The organism is Acidovorax sp. Leaf191 (assembly GCF_001424425.1).
Taxonomy (GTDB): domain Bacteria; phylum Pseudomonadota; class Gammaproteobacteria; order Burkholderiales; family Burkholderiaceae_C; genus Acidovorax.
In genome coordinates this window covers 409,045-425,959 of record NZ_LMPT01000019.1, presented here as the reverse complement: position 1 = coordinate 425,959, position 16,915 = coordinate 409,045, and the positions used below count along the sequence as shown (strand labels likewise).

The 16,915-nt window shown below is 66.5% G+C and carries 16 protein-coding genes and 1 tRNA gene; 11 read left to right on the top strand and 6 right to left on the bottom strand.

Features of this window, described 5'->3' with window-relative positions; genetic code table 11:
* Positions 1 to 133: 133 nt before the first annotated feature.
* Positions 134 to 916, bottom strand: coding sequence for a 3-hydroxybutyrate dehydrogenase (locus tag ASG27_RS16000; RefSeq protein ID WP_056421130.1), 783 nt, complete (start codon positions 914 to 916; stop codon positions 134 to 136).
* 72 nt (positions 917 to 988) lie between these two features.
* Between ASG27_RS16000 and ASG27_RS15995 the strand changes: the two genes are divergently transcribed.
* The 5 genes from ASG27_RS15995 to ASG27_RS15980 all read left to right on the top strand — a co-directional run bounded on the left by ASG27_RS15995 (position 989) and on the right by ASG27_RS15980 (position 5,044).
* Positions 989 to 1,948 carry an alpha/beta fold hydrolase gene (locus tag ASG27_RS15995; protein ID WP_056421302.1) on the top strand — a complete coding sequence of 320 codons (960 nt, stop codon included), beginning with the start codon at positions 989 to 991 and terminating at the stop codon, positions 1,946 to 1,948.
* A complete protein-coding gene (locus ASG27_RS15990) occupies positions 1,945 to 4,161 on the top strand; it encodes a RelA/SpoT family protein (RefSeq protein WP_056421132.1) in 2,217 nt (738 codons plus the stop codon). The genes ASG27_RS15995 and ASG27_RS15990 overlap by 4 nt, the downstream gene beginning before the upstream one ends.
* 88 nt (positions 4,162 to 4,249) lie before the next feature.
* A tRNA-Val gene (locus tag ASG27_RS15985) sits at positions 4,250 to 4,326 on the top strand.
* Positions 4,327 to 4,595: 269 nt separating this feature from the next.
* Complete coding sequence (locus tag ASG27_RS26820) at positions 4,596 to 4,754, top strand: hypothetical protein (protein WP_156370875.1); 159 nt, start codon at positions 4,596 to 4,598, stop codon at positions 4,752 to 4,754.
* An 86-nt stretch (positions 4,755 to 4,840) separates the two neighbouring features.
* The gene (locus ASG27_RS15980) at positions 4,841 to 5,044 is read left to right on the top strand and encodes a hypothetical protein (protein WP_056421134.1); all 204 of its coding nucleotides are present in this window, start codon (positions 4,841 to 4,843) and stop codon (positions 5,042 to 5,044) included.
* A gap of 392 nt (positions 5,045 to 5,436) precedes the next feature.
* Here the strand turns inward: ASG27_RS15980 and ASG27_RS15975 are convergent, their stop codons facing one another.
* Together ASG27_RS15975 and ASG27_RS15970 are read right to left on the bottom strand one after the other, a co-directional pair.
* Positions 5,437 to 6,540: a mechanosensitive ion channel family protein gene (locus ASG27_RS15975; RefSeq protein ID WP_056421136.1), complete on the bottom strand. Its 1,104-nt coding sequence runs from the start codon at positions 6,538 to 6,540 to the stop codon at positions 5,437 to 5,439.
* A gap of 87 nt (positions 6,541 to 6,627) precedes the next feature.
* Positions 6,628 to 6,837 (bottom strand): hypothetical protein, encoded by a 210-nt coding sequence (locus tag ASG27_RS15970; protein WP_200912471.1) that lies wholly within the window; start codon positions 6,835 to 6,837, stop codon positions 6,628 to 6,630.
* A gap of 208 nt (positions 6,838 to 7,045) precedes the next feature.
* On the opposite strand from ASG27_RS15970, the gene phaR reads away from it, so the two are divergent.
* Complete coding sequence (gene phaR, locus ASG27_RS15965; protein ID WP_056421142.1) at positions 7,046 to 7,582, top strand: polyhydroxyalkanoate synthesis repressor PhaR; 537 nt, start codon at positions 7,046 to 7,048, stop codon at positions 7,580 to 7,582.
* 179 nt (positions 7,583 to 7,761) lie between these two features.
* Positions 7,762 to 9,153, top strand: coding sequence for a 30S ribosomal protein S12 methylthiotransferase RimO (gene rimO / locus ASG27_RS15960; RefSeq protein ID WP_056421143.1), 1,392 nt, complete (start codon positions 7,762 to 7,764; stop codon positions 9,151 to 9,153).
* A gap of 161 nt (positions 9,154 to 9,314) precedes the next feature.
* Here the strand turns inward: rimO and efp are convergent, their stop codons facing one another.
* The 3 genes from efp to ASG27_RS15945 form a co-directional block, all read right to left on the bottom strand.
* Complete coding sequence (gene efp, locus ASG27_RS15955) at positions 9,315 to 9,869, bottom strand: elongation factor P (protein ID WP_056421144.1); 555 nt, start codon at positions 9,867 to 9,869, stop codon at positions 9,315 to 9,317.
* Between the two features lie 162 nt (positions 9,870 to 10,031).
* Positions 10,032 to 11,198 carry an elongation factor P maturation arginine rhamnosyltransferase EarP gene (gene earP, locus ASG27_RS15950; protein WP_235508467.1) on the bottom strand — a complete coding sequence of 389 codons (1,167 nt, stop codon included), beginning with the start codon at positions 11,196 to 11,198 and terminating at the stop codon, positions 10,032 to 10,034.
* Positions 11,199 to 11,232: 34 nt separating this feature from the next.
* Positions 11,233 to 12,117, bottom strand: coding sequence for a LysR family transcriptional regulator (locus ASG27_RS15945; protein WP_056164942.1), 885 nt, complete (start codon positions 12,115 to 12,117; stop codon positions 11,233 to 11,235).
* Between the two features lie 293 nt (positions 12,118 to 12,410).
* On the opposite strand from ASG27_RS15945, the gene ASG27_RS15940 reads away from it, so the two are divergent.
* The 4 genes from ASG27_RS15940 (at position 12,411) to ASG27_RS15925 (ending at position 16,911) form a co-directional block, all read left to right on the top strand.
* The gene (locus ASG27_RS15940; protein ID WP_056421146.1) at positions 12,411 to 13,640 is read left to right on the top strand and encodes a CaiB/BaiF CoA transferase family protein; all 1,230 of its coding nucleotides are present in this window, start codon (positions 12,411 to 12,413) and stop codon (positions 13,638 to 13,640) included.
* The gene (locus ASG27_RS15935) at positions 13,637 to 14,647 is read left to right on the top strand and encodes a hydroxymethylglutaryl-CoA lyase (protein ID WP_056421147.1); all 1,011 of its coding nucleotides are present in this window, start codon (positions 13,637 to 13,639) and stop codon (positions 14,645 to 14,647) included. The genes ASG27_RS15940 and ASG27_RS15935 overlap by 4 nt, the downstream gene beginning before the upstream one ends.
* Before the next feature lie 53 nt (positions 14,648 to 14,700).
* Complete coding sequence (locus ASG27_RS15930) at positions 14,701 to 15,702, top strand: Bug family tripartite tricarboxylate transporter substrate binding protein (protein WP_056421148.1); 1,002 nt, start codon at positions 14,701 to 14,703, stop codon at positions 15,700 to 15,702.
* 207 nt (positions 15,703 to 15,909) lie between these two features.
* The gene (locus ASG27_RS15925; RefSeq protein ID WP_056421149.1) at positions 15,910 to 16,911 is read left to right on the top strand and encodes a Bug family tripartite tricarboxylate transporter substrate binding protein; all 1,002 of its coding nucleotides are present in this window, start codon (positions 15,910 to 15,912) and stop codon (positions 16,909 to 16,911) included.
* The last annotated feature ends 4 nt before the right edge of the window (positions 16,912 to 16,915 follow it).

The window sequence follows — 16,915 nt, the reverse complement described above, 5'->3', positions numbered from 1 at the left end:
AACGGCCCGCCACCAGGCGTTGAAGGCGCGAGGGGGTGAAGCCAAATGGAACAAGGAAAAAGCGCCGGCCATCTTGGCTGGCGCTTTTTTTCCGGGACGGCGCCACGGCGCCCGACCCGCAGGCCTGCCGGGTTTACTGCGCGGCCCAGCCGCCGTCCATGTTCCAGGCCACACCACGTACGTTGTTCGCGGCGGGGGAGCAGAAGAACACCGCCAGTTCGCCCAGCTCCTCGGGGGTGGTGAACTGCATCGAGGGCTCTTTTTCGCCCAGCAGCAGCTTCTTGGCGTCTTCGTTCGACAGGCCGTGCTCCTGCGCCTTGGCGTCCACCTGCTTTTGCACCAGCGGGGTGAGCACCCAGCCGGGGCAGATGGCGTTGCAGGTGACGCCCGTCGTGGCGTTCTCCAGCGCGGTGACCTTCGTCAGCCCGACGATGCCGTGCTTGGCGGCCACGTAGGCCGATTTCTGTGCCGAACCCACCAGGCCGTGAACCGAAGCCACATTGATGATGCGGCCCCAGTTGGCGCTCTTCATGCCGGGCAGCGCCAGGCGCGAGGTGTGGAAGGCGCTGGAGAGGTTGATGGCCATCACCGCGTCCCAGCGCTCCACGGGGAAATCCTCCACGTTGGCCACGTGCTGAATGCCTGCGTTGTTGACCAGGATGTCCACCCGCCCGAACTGCGAGGCGCTGTACTTCATCATGTCTTCGATGTCCGCCGCGCGGCTCATGTCGGCACCGTGGTAGGCCACCTGGATGCCTGCAGATTCGCCGGCGGCCAGCACTTCGGCGCGCGGGCCGTCCACATCGCCGAAACCGTTGAGCACGATGTTGGCGCCCTGGCGGGCCAGGGCCTTGGCGATGCCCAGGCCGATACCGCTGGTGGAGCCGGTGACGAGGGCGGTTTTGCCTTTCAGCATGAGAGTCTCTCCCGAATGAATTACGATGCAACGCAGCTGATTATCAAGCGCTGCTCCCGGATTCCGCCCCCCATGATTGAACCTACGCTGAACTACGTACTGTGCCCCGGCCCTGCGGCCGCACCGGTGTCAGCAGGCGCAGCGCCTGCCCCTGCACAGCAGCATCGCATGGCGTACTGGGAGTGGAATGCGACGGGCGATCCCGCGCACCCGCACGTGATCGTCTGCGTGCATGGTCTTTCGCGGCAGGGGCGCGACTTCGATACCTTGGCCGCAGAGCTCGCCCGCCATGCGCGCGTGGTGTGCCCCGACGTGGTGGGCCGGGGCCGCAGCGACTGGCTGGCAGACCCCATGGGCTATCAGATTCCCCAATACGCCGCCGACATGCTGTCGCTGGTGGCGCGACTGCACCAGCAGGCACCCATCAGCACCCTGGATTGGGTGGGCACCAGCATGGGGGGGCTCATCGGCATGGGCATTGCGGGCCAGCCGGGCCTGCCCTTGCCGGTGCCAGTGCGCCGCATGGTGCTCAACGATGTCGGGCCCGTCATTCAGTGGCAGGCGCTGCAGCGCATCGGGCAGTACCTGGGGCAGATGGCCCGCTTTGAATCGGTGGAGCAGGCGGCCCAGGCGATGTGGGCGATCTCCACGAGCTTCGGGCCGCACACCGAGGCCCAGTGGCTTGAGCTGTCGCGGGCGATGGTGCGGCCCCTGCCGGACGGTGGCGTGACGCTGCATTACGACCCCCAGATCGCCGTGCCTTTCAAGACATTGACGCAAGACTCGGCGGCTGCGGGCGAAGCGGCGCTCTGGCACCTGTACGACCACATCACGGCGCGCACGCTGCTGTTGCGTGGAGCCCAGTCCGATCTGCTGTCCCGCGATACGGCGCAGGCCATGACGCAGCGCGGTCCCCGTGCGCATGTGGTGGAGTTCGAAGGCGTGGGGCATGCGCCCACGCTGGTGGCGGCTGACCAGGTCGCCGCCGTCACGGGTTTCTTGCTGGCAGCAGAAGGTGCGACGGCGGAATGAAAACCAACCTATCCGCTGCTGCGACCGCATCCCCCCAGCCAGACGCCGTTCCTCAGCTCATCGCGGCCACGGCGCACACACTGCCGGAGCAGGTGAATGCGCTGGTGCGCGCACGGGCCTTTGCCGAGCCGTTGATGGCGGGCGAAACCCTCGATTCGGGGGAGAACACGCTGGCCCATGCTGACGCCGTGGCGGCCATCCTCAAAGGCATCGGCGGCTCCGAAGCCATGCAGGCGGCCAGCTATCTGGTGCATGCCTGCATTCACCTGGCCAAGCCGCACGACGTGATCTCCAAGGCGTTTGGCGAGAACTTCGCCGCGCTGGCGGTAGAGACCACCAAGCTCATGCGGGTGCAGCAGCAGGCCCGCGCCGGGGACCGTGTGGATGGCCAGGCGTTGCAGACCGAGAACGTGCGCAAGATGCTGCTGGCCTTCTCGCGCGACCTGCGGGTGGTCATGCTGCGCCTGGCCTCGCGCCTGCAGACGCTGCGCTTTCATGCCGCCAGCAAGCGGCCCGTTCCGCCCAGCCTGGCGCGTGAGTCGCTGCAGGTGTTTGCGCCGCTGGCCAACCGCCTGGGCATCTGGCAGATCAAGTGGGAGCTGGAAGACCTGTCGTTCCGGTTTCTGGAGCCGGACACCTACAAGGAAGTCGCCCGCCTGCTCGACGAGAAACGCGGCGAGCGCGAGGTCTACATGGTGCAGTTGCGCTCGCGCGTCGAGGCCGACCTGCGCGCGCACAGCATCAGCGCCAGCGTGCAGGGCCGCCCCAAGCACATCTACAGCATCGTCAAGAAGATGCGCGGCAAGTCGCTCAACTTCGACCAGGTGCTGGACATCCGCGCGCTGCGCGTGGTCGTGCCCACGGTCAAGGACTGCTACGCGGCCCTCAGCTGGGTGCACCAGCAATTCAAGCCCATCGTCGAGGAGTTCGACGACTACATCGCCAAACCCAAGCCCAACGGCTACCAGTCGCTGCACACCATCGTGCGCGACGACAACGGCAAGCCCATCGAAATCCAGATCCGCACGCAGGCCATGCACGACCATGCCGAGCACGGCGTGGCGGCCCACTGGGCCTACAAGGAGGCCGGCAGCAAGGGCTATGCGGGCGTGTCCGCCACAGGCGAGTACGACGCCAAGATCGCCGTGCTGCGCCAGTTGCTGGCCTGGGAGCGGGACCTGTCGGGCACCACCGAGTCCAACAGCGGCCTCTTCGAAGACCGCATCTACGTGCTGACCCCCGACGCGGCCGTGGTGGAACTGCAGCAGGGCGCGACCCCCGTGGACTTTGCCTATGCCGTGCACACCAGCGTGGGGCATCGCTGCCGTGGCGCTCGTGTGGATGGCGCCATGGTGCCACTCAACACCCCGCTGCAAAACGGGCAGACGGTCGAAATTGCCACCGTCAAGGAAGGCCGCCCGTCGCGCGACTGGCTCAACGCCGATCTGGGCTACCTGACCAGCCACCGCGCCAAGGCCAAGGTGCGCGCCTGGTTCAACGCGCAGGCCACGCATGAAACCATCGGCCGCGGCCGGGAAGCGGTCGAGAAGCTGCTGCAGCGCGAAGGCAGGACGGCCATGAGGCTGGACGACCTGGCGGCGCAGCTCGGGTTCAAGTCCGCCGACGCATTGTTCGAAGTGGTGGGCAAGGACGAGTTTTCGCTGCGCAACATAGAGACCGTGCTGCGCCCGCCCGAGCCGGTGCGGCAGCCCGACGACTACCTGCTGCTCAAGAAGACCCGCACCAACGAATCGGCGCCCAAGGGCGGCGTGCTGGTGGTGGGCATCGATTCATTGATGACGCAGCTGGCCAAATGCTGCAAGCCCGCGCCGCCGGATGACATCCGCGGCTTCGTCACCCGCGGAAACGGCGTGAGCGTGCACCGCGCGGACTGCAGCAACTTCCGCGAGATGGCGGCGCGCAGCGTGGAGCGGGTGATCGAGGTGGAGTGGGGCGTGCCCAAAACCGCCGCGCAGGCTGCCGTCTACCCCGTCGACGTGGCCGTGGAAGCCGCAGACCGCCAGGGGCTGCTGCGTGACATCTCGGAAGTCTTTGCGCGCGAGAAGACCAACGTGATCGGCGTGCAGACCCAGTCGGTCAAAGGCACGGCCTGGATGACGTTCACGGTCGAGGTCGCCGACTCGGGGCGGCTGAACAAGGTGCTGGGCATCGTGTCGGGTGTGCCGGGGGTGCGTTCGGCGCGTCGGCGTTGATGAGTGATGGCAGCAGCCTTGCAATGATTTCGCTGCACATTTCAAAACGCCTGTTTTTTATGGCTATAATCGTGGTCTAAACAACGACAGGCGCGTAGCTCAGCTGGTTAGAGCACCACCTTGACATGGTGGGGGTCGTTGGTTCGAGTCCAATCGCGCCTACCAAGTTTTCTTTTGAAGCAGACCAGGCTTCAATAATCTGAAAATTTGGCATACAAATTCAAGCCGCTCTCGCAGAGCGGCTTTTTTGTTTCCGGGATTCGAGTCGCATGGCACGTCGTCGAGCATGTCGCTCTCTGAGCCTGTTCCGTCCCGTCCGTCCGTCCGTCTCATGGTGACGGCCGTAACTCCTCGTGACGATTGGCTTTTGTCTGACAGTGCGGGTAAGGGCGGGAAGTTACCTTCTAGGCTCACACAGACTAAAGGGTTACATCATGAATATCTCGACCAACCCACAGACTTCTGGCCACAACGTTGTAGACACTGATCCCGAGATGGGCATGTACGACATTCGCGTGTTCTGGCTGGCCGCCTTTGCGTCGGTGATGGCTGTCTTGATGGTGGCGTACTTCAAGATGGGCTACCAATTCTGAGTGCGTGAGCACGGAGTTGTGGAACAGTGTTGATCGACCGGGCCGTCCCCGGTCATACTGCTTCATCAACTCACGGAGGAACCCACATGGCCCAAGATTCGAACATCGCGCTGGCGCGCACATTGCACCAATCGTGTGTGCTGGCTTCGGCGCAGATCCAGGAGGCGCAGAGTCTTGCCACGGAGTTGTTCCCGTCCGCGGCCATCACCCGTGCGGACATTCTGGGAATCGCCCAGGTGATTGCGATCAATCATGCGGCCTTGACCAGTGGCGGTGCTCACACCAAATGAGGTACCGTGCAACGCGCGCCATGGGCCCATCAGCGACGCGCTTGCATCTGTAACTGCCTGCTGCGTCAAATAGACACTCCATCCCAAAGAAATGCCAGCCGTCAGGCTGGCATTTTTCGTTGCAGTCACTTCAATTGAAATGCGGAGGAGGGTCCTGCACCGGTGGGGTTCCGGGCTGGGCGGGTGGGTCTCCTTGCGGCGATTCCGGGGACCACGGTGGCGGGTTGTCAACGGGTGGGAATGGCGGGACAGGGGAGGGGGCTGGTGTTTCCATGGCGTCGTTCCTTGGGGTAGGGATAAAGCGTTCAAAACCTGACGTTAGGCGATGGCCGCGGGGCGTTCTGCCAGCCAACATGCCGACCTCGCTGCGGTGGAGTGATGACAACGCAAGGTCAACCCGCTGTGGGGGCCTGAGCTGACGGTCCTGCCTGTGCCGATGGTGTGTGCAAGCTGGCTGGTGACCCCTCGGGAATGCGCACCTGCGGCAGGCAGTCCGGATACTCCCGCTGGATAAAGGTGACCAGCGCTTCGCGAACCCTGCATCGCAGGTCGAACGCCAGCCCGGAGGACCGTGCCGAGACCAGCACCCGGATCTGGATGGTGCGCTCGGTGACGTCGGTCAGCTGCAGCACGTTCACCCGCTTGTCCCATTCGGGCGCGGTAGCCAGCACGCGCTGAAGCTCGGCCCGCAAAGGCTCCAAGGGCAGGCGGTAGTCAGCGTACAGAAACACCGTGCCCAGGATTTCAGAGCTCGTGCGCGTCCAGTTTTGAAAGGGGTGCTCGATGAACCACTGCAGCGGAATGATCAGCCGGCGCTCGTCCCAGATGCGCAGTACCACATAGGTGGACGTGATTTCTTCCACGCGGCCCCACTCGCCTTCGATGATGAGCACGTCGTCGATGCGGATGGGCTGGGCCAGCGCGATCTGCAGCCCTGCGATCATGTTGCTGAACACAGGCCGCGCCGCGATGCCCGCCACGATCCCCACCACGCCGGCCGATGCGAGCAGGCTGGCCCCCACCTGGCGCGCGCCCGGAAATGTCATCAGCATCAGCGCCACGCCGGCCATCACCACACCCGTCATGGCGGTGCGTGCCAGCACACGCGCCTGGGTGGCGATGCGTCGGGCGGTGAGGTTGTCTTCGACGTCCGCAGGGTGGCGTGCCACAATGCCATTGGCCAAGGCCTGTATCGCCGTGATGGCCAGCCAGCAGGTGCCCGCGATGAGCGCCAGCCCGTTCAAATGCCGCACCCCTGCGATGTGCGGCAGGTCGTCGCTGGCGCCTTGCCAGACCGCCTGCAGTGCGATCAGGGGCAGCAACACGCGCATGACAGGGATGCACGCCACCACCACGGTGTGCACCAGGGGAAGCGGGGTGGTCACCCGGCGCAGCACCGCTGCGGCTATGCGGTGGGCGACAGCGGCCACCAAGGCCGCGGCGAGGGCGATGAGCCCTGTGGATGACCAGGGAGTGAGCGATGGAAACTCAAGCATCGCAAAGGCGCCGGAGGCAGCAGGCTGCAGGTGTGCTCAATGCCCGAAGGTGTGATCGCGTGATGGATAGGCCGGTGGATGGCATGCCTAGCGAATCCATTGCCGCTTGGGGCGTGGCGTGACGGTGACATCCACGCCCTTGTGCACCGCCGGCTTGCCGGTCGATGGGTCGACTTCCACCATGTCCTCCAGGGCGATCTTCTGGACTTCCGAATCGGTCTCGTTTTCCAGGTCCGCCAGGACGTTGCCGATTTCCTTCTCGGCCTTGTCGACTTTGCTTGTGGTGCTGTCAGCCATGGTGATGCTTTCCCGCGTGATGTGGTCTGGATGCATTGTCGGGAATCACCCGGCCTGGCCATGTCAGCCAAGACCGATATCGCCACGCCGTGCGCGCCATGCGGCGCGGCTTTCGCCCCATTAGGGTTATCCTGCGCCGCCTGCAGGGGTTCGACTTCTAGAATCTGCTGCACTGCAATACAAGGGGTACCACCCCGAGGAGTTCGTCGTGCCCGATTCGCAAAGCGCCGCTGCCGCCAAGTCTGCCCAGCGCGTGATCAAGAAATACCCCAACCGCCGCCTGTACGACACCAACACGTCCACCTACATCACCCTGGCCGAAGTGCGCCAGCTCGTCATGGACCGCGAGCAGGTGGTGGTGCGCGATGCCAAGACGGGCGATGACCTGACCCGCAGCATCCTGCTGCAGATCATTCTGGAAGAAGAGGCCGGCGGCGCCCCGATGTTCACCGAGGCGGTACTGGCCAACATCATCCGGTTCTATGGCCATGCGATGCAGGGCTTCATGGGCGCCTACCTGGAAAAGAATGTGCAGGCCTTCACCGACATCCAGGCCAAGCTGGCCGAGCAATCGCAGAGCGTGACGCCCGAAATGTGGGCCCAGTTCATGAGCCTGCAGTCGCCGATGATGAAGGGCATGATGGGCAACTACGTCGAGCAGTCGCAGTCCATGCTGACGCAGATGCAGGAGCAGATGCAAAAGCAGACGGAGCAGATGCTGGGGGCGTTTGGAATTAAAAGATAAGACCCCCTGAGCCGCTGCGCGGCTTCCCCCAAGGGGGACGCCTCCGGTGGACCGGCGGAGCCGGATCCACGGTGGCACTGGCCTGAATCGTGCCCGTTTTAAGCATCCCCTGGCAGCGTAAATCCTGCGATGGAGGGATACCTCCACCGGTGCAACGCCGGAACTGGGACAATACGGGGATGAGCGAAGTACTCTCCCCCACGAAAACACCCAAAGTCGGCTTTGTATCCCTAGGATGCCCGAAGGCTTTGACCGACTCCGAACTCATCCTCACGCAACTGAGCGCTGAGGGTTACGAGACCTCCAAAACCTTCCACGGCGCCGATCTGGTCATCGTCAACACCTGCGGCTTCATCGACGATGCCGTCAAGGAGAGCCTGGACACGATCGGCGAGGCCCTGGCCGAGAACGGCAAGGTGATCGTCACCGGCTGCCTGGGCGCACGCGCGTCCGAGGGCGGTGGCAACCTGGTGCGCGAGATGCACCCGAGCGTGCTGGCCGTGACCGGCCCGCATGCGACGCAGGAGGTCATGGATGCCGTCCACCTGAACCTGCCCAAGCCGCACGACCCTTTCATCGACCTGGTGCCGGGCGGCTTCGGCATTGCGGGCATCAAGCTCACGCCCAAGCACTACGCCTACCTGAAGATCAGCGAAGGCTGCAACCACCGCTGCACGTTCTGCATCATCCCGTCGATGCGCGGCGACCTCGTCTCGCGCCCCGTGGGCGATGTGCTCAGCGAGGCCAAGGCCCTGTTCGCGGGCGGCGTGAAGGAGCTGTTGGTGATCAGCCAGGACACCTCGGCCTATGGCGTGGACGTGAAGTACCGCACCGGTTTCTGGGACGGCAAGCCCGTCAAGACCCGCATGCTGGAGCTGGTGCAGACGCTGGGCGAGATCGCCGAGCCCTACGGCGCCTGGGTGCGGCTGCACTATGTGTACCCCTACCCGAGCGTGGACGAGGTGCTGCCGCTCATGGCCACGGGCAAGGTGCTGCCGTACCTCGACGTACCGCTGCAGCACAGCCACCCCGATGTCCTCAAGCGCATGAAGCGCCCGGCCAGCGGCGAGCGCAACCTGGAGCGCATCCAGCGCTGGCGCGAGGTGTGCCCCGAGCTGGTGATCCGCAGCACGTTCATTGCGGGCTTTCCAGGCGAGACCGAAGAAGAGTTCCAGCACCTGCTCGACTTCGTGCGCGAAGCGCAGATCGACCGCGCAGGCTGCTTTGCCTACAGCGACGTGAACGGTGCCGCCGCCAACGAGCTGCCCGGCATGCTGCCGATGGAAGTGCGCGAGGAGCGCCGCGCCCGCTTCATGGCCGTGGCCGAAGAAGTCTCCATCGCCAAGCTGCAGCGCCGCGTGGGCGCGACCATGCAGGTGCTGGTGGACCACGCCCCCGCGCTGGGCAAGAAGGGCGGCCGGGGCCGCAGCTATGCCGATGCGCCCGAGATCGACGGCGTGGTGCACCTGCTGCCGCCCGAGAAGATCAGCAAGCAGCTGAAGGTGGGCGAGTTCACCCGTGCGCGCATCGTGGGCACGCAGGGGCATGACCTGGTGGCCGTGCCGGTGTGACGATCGCCCGGGCTGTCTGATTTGCTATGGTTTAAATAGCTGCCAGCGCTTGCCCACCAAGCGCTGGATCAGAAAAAGCCGCACACAAAACAAAAAGGCTTCCCGAGGGAAGCCTTTTTTGTGGGCTGAAGCTGCGCTGCGCTGCGGGCAGCTTCAGGCGTTCAGACGCGCTTGCGGTATTCGCCGGTGCGGGTGTCGATTTCGATCTTGTCGCCTTGGCTCACGAACAGCGGCACGGGCACTTCAAAGCCGGTGGCGATCTTGGCGGGCTTGAGCACCTTGCCGGACGTGTCGCCCTTGACGGCGGGTTCTGTCCAGGTGATTTCGCGCTCGACGCTGGTGGGCAGTTCGACCGAGATGGCCTTGCCGTCGTAGAACACCACTTCGAGGGACATGCCGTCTTCCAGGTAGTTCAGTGCGTCGCCCATGTTTTCGGCTTCGACTTCGTACTGGTTGTATTCGGTGTCCATGCAGACATACATGGGGTCGGCGAAGTAGGAGTAGGTGCACTCCTTCTTGTCCAGGATCACGTTGTCGATCTTGTCGTCGGCCTTGAACACGTTTTCGGTGCCGAAGTTGCCGATCAAGCTCTTGAGCTTCATGCGCACGGTGGCTGCGCCGCGGCCGCCACGGGCGTATTCGGTCTTCAGGACAACCATGGGGTCCTTGCCGTGCATGATCACGTTGCCGGCGCGGATTTCTTGAGCGATTTTCATAGCGAGTTGCTTGGGTTGGGGCCGCTCAACGCGCGGGCCGGTGGCTTTCAGCTTTCTCTGGGAAAGGCAGAAGGCGCGCCGTGCCGATGCATGTTCCGCGGCGGGAATGCGCAAGCGCTGTGCACCGATGTGCCGCACCTGTTTTGCGCAAAGCCTTGGATTTTACCGTTTTTCGGCGACAAAGCCCAAAAGTTGCGTGACGAGGTGGTCCTGACTCAGCAGCCGGGCACGCGCGGCCCGCACGCAGGCGGTCCATTCAGCGCGGGTGGCCGCGTCGGGCACGACCAGCGCGGTGTCGTCCACGGCGTTCCAGGCCGCATGAAAAGCCCGCAGCGAGGGCGGCGCGCCCAGCCAGTCCAGGAACGCCCGCAGCTTGTCGTGGTGGGCGTTGTCGTGCTGCGGGTAGATGTGCCAGACCAGCGCCTGTCCGGCCCACAGGGCGCGCACCAGCGAATCCTCGCCGCGCACCAGGTTCAGGTCGCAGGCCCAGAGCATGTGGTCGAAGGCCGGCTGGGGGCGGGCGGGCAGGTATGCAATGGATAGCTGCTCGCGCTCATCTGGCAAGCGCTGCGGCCCGTTTTCACCCTGGATGCCGGCAGCCAGCGCGGCGTGCACCGCTGCTGCTGGACGACCCGGGGCGACCAGCAATTGCACGCGCTGCGCATCGACCCGCCGGGTCAGTTGCTGCAGCAGCGCCGGCAAGGCCGGGGGCTCGTAGCAGAACAGCGAGATCCAGCAGGCATCGGCCCCGTCGGCCCCGTCTGCAGGCGCCGAGCCCGTGGCGGCTGCGTGCGCCGCCCGCCAGGCGCTGCGGTCGAACGCATCGTGCCGGTCCATCAGGTCGTCTTCGCGCAGCAGGCCGCCGGTGGCGGGCGTGAAGCCGGGGTAGAAGAACCAGCGGGTCCACCCCGCCGCGGGGCCCGACATGATCAGCGACGGCAGGCGGTGGTTGCGCTCCACATAGCCTTCCGCCGAAAGGTACTCAAGGTTGATCCACACAGGTTTTTGGTCGCTACCGCTTGCTGAGAGCGCGCTGTAAGCTATGAATTCAGGAGCAATTTCGCACCCGAAGGCCTCCACCATCACATCGGGCGCACGCTCGGCGGCTGCGGGCGGCGGGGCATGCCAGTCGCGCACCTCCACGCCGGGGCACCCGTCGGGCGCCATCCACGCCAGGGCCGAGGCATCGTCCACCCACAGGCGCACCTGCTGGCCGTGGGCTGCCAGTTGCGTGGCCAGGCGCCAGCACACGCCGATGTCGCCGAAGTTGTCGATGACGCGGCAAAACACGTCCCACTGCAGGGCGCGCAGGGCGGGATCGGCAGGCAAGGTGGGGGGTTGGGACGAGATCATCGGTGCCGCCTCATCCCGCGCGCAAGTGGTCCACCAGCAGCCGTGCCACGCTGGAGAGTGATTCTTCCGACCGCACGCACAGCACCAGCTGACGGTGCGCCCAGGGCTCGTCCAGTGTCACGACGCGGATCGGCTGCGTGCCCTTGTACAGGGCGGCGCTGCCGCGCGGCATCACGCCCACGCCCAGGCCGGCGGCCACCATGAGGCACAGGGCGTCGTAGCTGGTGACCTGCATGCGCAGCCGCAGCGGCAGGCCGGCCTCGGACGCAGCCCGGGTCAGCTGGTTGTTGATGGCGCTGCCGGGGTGCGCGCCGACAAAGTCGTAGGGCAGGGCGTCGGCCAGGCGGGCACTCTTGCGGCGTGCCAGCGCATGGCCCGTGGGCACCAGCAGCACCAGCTCATCGGTGCGGTAGGGTAGCTGCACCACCCGGTCGCCATACTGGCCCTGGTTCAGGATGCCCACGTCGGCCGCGTTCTCGGCCACCGACTGGGCTATCGACGTGCTGATCTGCTCCTGCAGCCGCACGTCCACCTGCGGGTGCAGCGCCATGAAGCTCTGCAGCTGCGCAGGCAAGAACTGCGTGATGGCCGAGATGTTGGCCACCACGCGCACATGGCCGCGCACGCCGGCGCCGTATTCGCGCATCTGGCTGGCGATGCCGTCCAGGTCGTTCAGCACGCCGCGCGCCAGGTTCAGCAGCGCGTAGGCGGCCGCGGTGGGCTCGGTGCCCTTGTTGCTGCGGGTGAACAGCTCCACGCCCAGCGTGCCCTCCAGGTCCGCCAGGCGCCGGCTCACGGCCGATGCGGCCAGATGTTCGCGCGCGGCGGCGGCGGCGATGGTGCTTTCTTCCATCACGGCAACGAAGAGGCGCAGGGAGACGGGGTCGAGCTTCATGGCGGGGCGGGTGGGCGGGGGTGTCGATGGTAACGCTGGTGCTGCGCCACCATGCCGGTTTGCGATGGCAGCTTCGTGCATCAGCGTTTTGCAGACGGCCAGGCTGTGCGCATCATTCGCGCCAACGTACAGAGAGCCACGCCCGGAGCTGGCCCATACACCCGCCGTTCGGACTGAGCTTGGCGAAGCCGTGCGCTGCGCCGCGCTTCGACAAGCTCAGCATCAACGGTGTGGGGGTTTTTGGGGGGGGCGTGGCGCGTCGCGCCCCCACCTTTGAGGAGACACCTATTTCCATGGATTCACCCTTTTCGTCGTCCGCCCTGCACGGCGTGCGCGTGATCGAGATGGGCCAGCTGATCGCCGGCCCTTTCTGCGGCAAGACGCTGGGCGAGTTCGGCGCCGAGATCATCAAGATCGAAGCCCCGGCCGACCCCGAGCGGCCCGGCGTGCCCGGCGGCGACCCGCTGCGCAACTGGCGCCTCATCAAGGAGGGTACGTCGGTGTGGTGGCAGGTGCAGTCGCGCAACAAGCGCTCGGTGGCGCTGGACCTGCGCCAGGCCGAGGGCCAGGATATCGCCCGCCGCCTGATCGCCGAGGCCGACGTGCTGATCGAGAACTTCCGCCCCGGCACGCTGGAGGGCTGGGGCATGTCGCCCGATGAACTGCACGCGCTCAACCCGGGCCTCGTGATCCTGCGCATCTCGGGCTACGGCCAGACGGGCCCTTACCGCGACCTGCCGGGCTTCGGCGTGATCGGCGAGGCCATGGGCGGCCTGCGCCACCTGACGGCCGAACCGGGCCGCGTGCCGGTGCGCGTGGGCGTGTCCATCGGCGACACGCTGGCCGCGCTGCACGGCGCCATCGGCGTGCTGACGGCGCTGTACCACCGCAAGGTCAACGGCGGACAGGGCCAGGTGATCGACGTGGCGCTGCACGAGGCCGTCTTCAACGTGATGGAAAGCCTGATCCCCGAGTACAGCGCGTTCGGCGCGGTGCGCGAGGCCGCGGGCAGCGCACTGCCGGGCATCGCGCCCAGCAACGCCTACCCCTGCACCGACGGCTGGGTGCTGGTGGCCGGCAATGGCGACAGCATCTTCAAGCGGCTGATGGCGGCCATCGGCCGGCAGGACCTGGCCGACGCGCCCGATCTGGGCAGCAACGCCGGCCGCGTGGCCCGCGTGGCAGAGATCGATGCCGCCATCGGTGCGTGGACCGCCGCGCACTCGGTGCAGCAAGTCATGGAGACGCTGGGCGCAGCCCGCGTTCCGGCCGGCAAGGTCTACACAGCCAAGGACATCGCCGAAGACCCTCACTACCGCGCCCGCGACATGCTGTTGCAGCAGCCCACGCGCGACGGCTACAGCGTGCAGGTGCCGGGCATCGTGCCCAAGCTCTCGGGCACGCCCGGCAGCATCCGCACGAGCGCGCCGCACCTGGGCGACGACACCGATGCGGTGCTGGCCGAGGCGGGTTTGACGGCAGAGCAGATCGCGCTGCTGCGCAGCAAGGGAGTGATCCAATGACCACCACCACCCGTTCGACCGGCGCCAGCGTCTGGCAGGGCCATGGCCGCCGTATCCACATGCAGGAGGTCGGCACGCGCGACGGCCTGCAGATGGAGCAGGCCTTCGTGCCCACCGACGACAAGATCGCGCTCGTCAACGCGCTGTCGGCCACGGGCCTGGCCAAGATCGAGGTCACCTCGTTCACGTCGCCCACCGCCATCCCTGCGCTGCGCGATGCCGAGATCGTGATGCGCGAGATCGAGCGGCGCCCGGGTGTGGTGTACACCGCGCTGGTGCCCAATCTGCGCGGGGCCGAGCGCGCCATCGAGGCGCGCACGGACGAACTGAACCTCGTGATGTCCGCGAGTGCCACGCACAACATCGCCAACCTGCGCATGACGCAGGAGCAGTCGTTCGCTGCGCTGGCCCAGGTGGTGGCCGTGGCCCACGCTGCGGGCGTGGCGGTCAACGTGTCGCTGTCCTGCGTGTTCGGCTGCCCCATGGGGGGCGACGTGCCCGAGGCTGCGGTGCTCGGCTGGGTGCAGCGGTTCGTGGACCTGGGTGTGGGCGGCATCACGCTGTGCGACACCACGGGCATGGCCTTTCCCACCCAGGTGGCGCAGATCACGGCGGCGGCGCGTGCGCGCTGGCCGGGCGTGGACTTCACGCTGCACTTTCACAACACGCGCGGCATGGGGCTGGCCAATGTGCTGGCCGCCATCGATGCGGGGGCGGACCGCTTCGACGCATCGCTGGGCGGGCTGGGCGGCTGCCCCTATGCGCCCGGCGCCAGCGGCAATGCGTGCAGCGAAGAGATCGTGCATGCGCTCGGCCTCATGGGCTACGACACCGGCGTGGACCTGGCCGCGCTGGTGGCAGCGGCGGAACGCCTGCCAGGGTTGATCGGGCACGACATCCCGAGCCAGATCGTCAAGGCCGGCCCCCGGCTGCACCTGCACCCCGTGCCTGCAGATTTCGATGCCATCCGCGACCGCGCGCTGCAGCGTGAGCGTGGCGGAGCGTGACCTGATTTGATCTGACCGCGGCAAAGACCGCAATACAACGACAGGAGACAACCATGCCCCAAACCAACACCTTCCACCGCCGACACGCCGCCCTGCTGCTGGGCGCGCTCGTGGGCGCCATGGCGTGCGGCGCGCCGCTCGGCGCGCACGCACAAGACAAGTTCCCATCCAAACCCATCACGCTGGTCGTGCCCCAGGCCGCCGGCGGCGCCAACGACGCCATCGCCCGCGTGCTGGCCCAGCGCCTGTCCGAGCAGATGGGCCAGAGCGTGGTGGTGGACAACCGCCCCGGCGCAGGCGGCACGCTGGCCACCGCGGGCCTGGCGCGGGCCAAGCACGACGGCTACACCCTGCTGGTGACGGCCGACAGCGCCCACGTCATCGGCCCCGCGCTGTACAAGAACGCGGGCTTCGATGCGGTCAAGGACTTCGAGCCCGTGGCGCCCATCGCCACCGCCGGCTACGTGCTGGTGGCACACCCATCCTTCCCGGCCAAGAACGTGGCCGAGCTGATCACGCTGGCCAAGGCCAGCCCCGGCAAGTATTCGATCGCGTCGGCGGGCAACGGCACGCTCAACCACCTGATCGGCGAGATGCTGCAAAAGGCCGCAGGCATCCAGCTGCAGCACATCCCCTACAAGGGCTCGGCCGCGGCTGCGACCGATGTGGTGGGTGGGCAGGTGCCGCTGTCGGTGCAAAGCCTGCCGTCGGCCATCGCGTTCATCAAGGCCGGCAAGCTCAAGGTGCTGGGCGTGGTCAATGAAAAGCGCGTGGCGGCCTTGCCCGACGCGCCCACCATCGGCGAGACCCTGAAGGGCTTCGGCCAGGCGCCCTGGTACGCGATGTTCGCCCCGGCCGGCACACCCGCGCCCGTAGTGGCGCAGCTGCAGGCCGAAGTGGCCAAGGCGCTGGACCACAAGGACGTGGTCGACAAACTCGCCGCCGTGGGCTGCGAGCCCTTCAAGGGCACGCCGGCACAGCTCGGCGCGCTGGTGCGTGACGATCTGGTCCGCTGGCAGCGCGTGGTGAAGGAGACCGGCGCCACGGTGGATTGAAACGCCGACCGCCGGCCGGCACGCGCGCATGTTGCGTCGGCATCTTTGAACTCGAACCCACCGTTCGGGTTGAGCTTGCCGAAGCCCTGCGCGGCGCTTCGACAAGCCCGGCGTGAACGGTTGCAGTTGATAGGCGCCGGCTTGATCGTGGGCCCCCCGTCAGCGACACCATTTCTTGACAGTCACAACAACGGAGACAAAACCTTTATGACCACCTTCTCTCGCAGGCCTTTCACGGCACGGGCCGCCCTGGGCGCCACCACCCTGGCCATCTTGGCGCTCGGTGCATCCTCTCCTGCCTGGGCCCAGGGGGCCTACCCCAGCAAGCCCGTCACCATGGTCGTGCCCACCGCAGCCGGTGGCACCACCGACCTGTCGGCCCGCATGCTCGCCCAGGCGCTCACGCCGGTGCTGGGCCAGTCCGTGGTGGTGGACAACAAGGGCGGCGGCAACGGCAGCATTGCGGCGGCGGCCGTCAAGCGCGCCGAGGCCGATGGCTACACGCTCTTGATGCAGTACTCGGGCTACCACGTGATCTCGCCCCACCTGACCAAGCAAAAGCAGTGGGAGCAGGGCGACTTCCAGCCCGTGGCCAACGTGATCTCGGCCCCGCAGATCATCGTGGTGCGCAACGACCTGCCGGTGAAGACGCTGGCCGAACTGGTGGCTTATGCCAAGGCCAACCCCGGCAAGCTCAATTACGCGTCGTCGGGCAATGGCTCGCTGCAGCACGTGACCGGTGCCATGCTGGAGCAGCAGGGCGGCATCAAGATGGTCCACGTGCCCTACAAGGGCACCGGCCCCGCGCTGCAGGACCTGCTGGGCGGCCAGGTGGACCTGACCTTCGGCACCGCGCCGCCCTTCATGCCCCACATCGCCAGCGGCAAGCTGCGGGTGCTGGCCGTCACCGGCAAGGAGCGCCTGCCCAGCCTGCCCGATGTGCCCACCACCGCCGAAGCCGGTTACCCCAAGGTGGACGCGACCTCCTGGTTTGCGGTGTTCGTGCCCGCCTCCGTGCCCAAGCCCCTGGTGGACAAGCTCACCGCCGACATCCGCACCGTGGTGCAGAGCGCAGCGTTCAAGCAAAAGGCGCAGGAGCAGGGCGCCACGGCCGACTACCAGAGCCCCCAGCAGTTGGGCGACAAGGTCAAGGCCGACCTGGCGGGCTGGGCCGGTGTGGTCAAGACGTCGAAGATCGAAGCTGAATGATGTG

Excerpts from the sequence above, each read along its gene's own strand:
- ASG27_RS16000 (WP_056421130.1), bottom strand. The coding sequence starts at position 916 with ATGCTGAAAGGCAAAACCGCCCTCGTCACCGGCTCCACCAGCGGTATC.
- ASG27_RS15995 (WP_056421302.1), top strand. The coding sequence starts at position 989 with ATGATTGAACCTACGCTGAACTACGTACTGTGCCCCGGCCCTGCGGCC.
- ASG27_RS15990 (WP_056421132.1), top strand. The coding sequence starts at position 1,945 with ATGAAAACCAACCTATCCGCTGCTGCGACCGCATCCCCCCAGCCAGAC.
- ASG27_RS26820 (WP_156370875.1), top strand. The coding sequence starts at position 4,596 with ATGAATATCTCGACCAACCCACAGACTTCTGGCCACAACGTTGTAGAC.
- ASG27_RS15980 (WP_056421134.1), top strand. The coding sequence starts at position 4,841 with ATGGCCCAAGATTCGAACATCGCGCTGGCGCGCACATTGCACCAATCG.
- ASG27_RS15975 (WP_056421136.1), bottom strand. The coding sequence starts at position 6,540 with ATGCTTGAGTTTCCATCGCTCACTCCCTGGTCATCCACAGGGCTCATC.
- ASG27_RS15970 (WP_200912471.1), bottom strand. The coding sequence starts at position 6,837 with ATGGCTGACAGCACCACAAGCAAAGTCGACAAGGCCGAGAAGGAAATC.
- rimO (WP_056421143.1), top strand. The coding sequence starts at position 7,762 with ATGAGCGAAGTACTCTCCCCCACGAAAACACCCAAAGTCGGCTTTGTA.
- efp (WP_056421144.1), bottom strand. The coding sequence starts at position 9,869 with ATGAAAATCGCTCAAGAAATCCGCGCCGGCAACGTGATCATGCACGGC.
- ASG27_RS15945 (WP_056164942.1), bottom strand. The coding sequence starts at position 12,117 with ATGAAGCTCGACCCCGTCTCCCTGCGCCTCTTCGTTGCCGTGATGGAA.
- ASG27_RS15940 (WP_056421146.1), top strand. The coding sequence starts at position 12,411 with ATGGATTCACCCTTTTCGTCGTCCGCCCTGCACGGCGTGCGCGTGATC.
- ASG27_RS15935 (WP_056421147.1), top strand. The coding sequence starts at position 13,637 with ATGACCACCACCACCCGTTCGACCGGCGCCAGCGTCTGGCAGGGCCAT.
- ASG27_RS15930 (WP_056421148.1), top strand. The coding sequence starts at position 14,701 with ATGCCCCAAACCAACACCTTCCACCGCCGACACGCCGCCCTGCTGCTG.
- ASG27_RS15925 (WP_056421149.1), top strand. The coding sequence starts at position 15,910 with ATGACCACCTTCTCTCGCAGGCCTTTCACGGCACGGGCCGCCCTGGGC.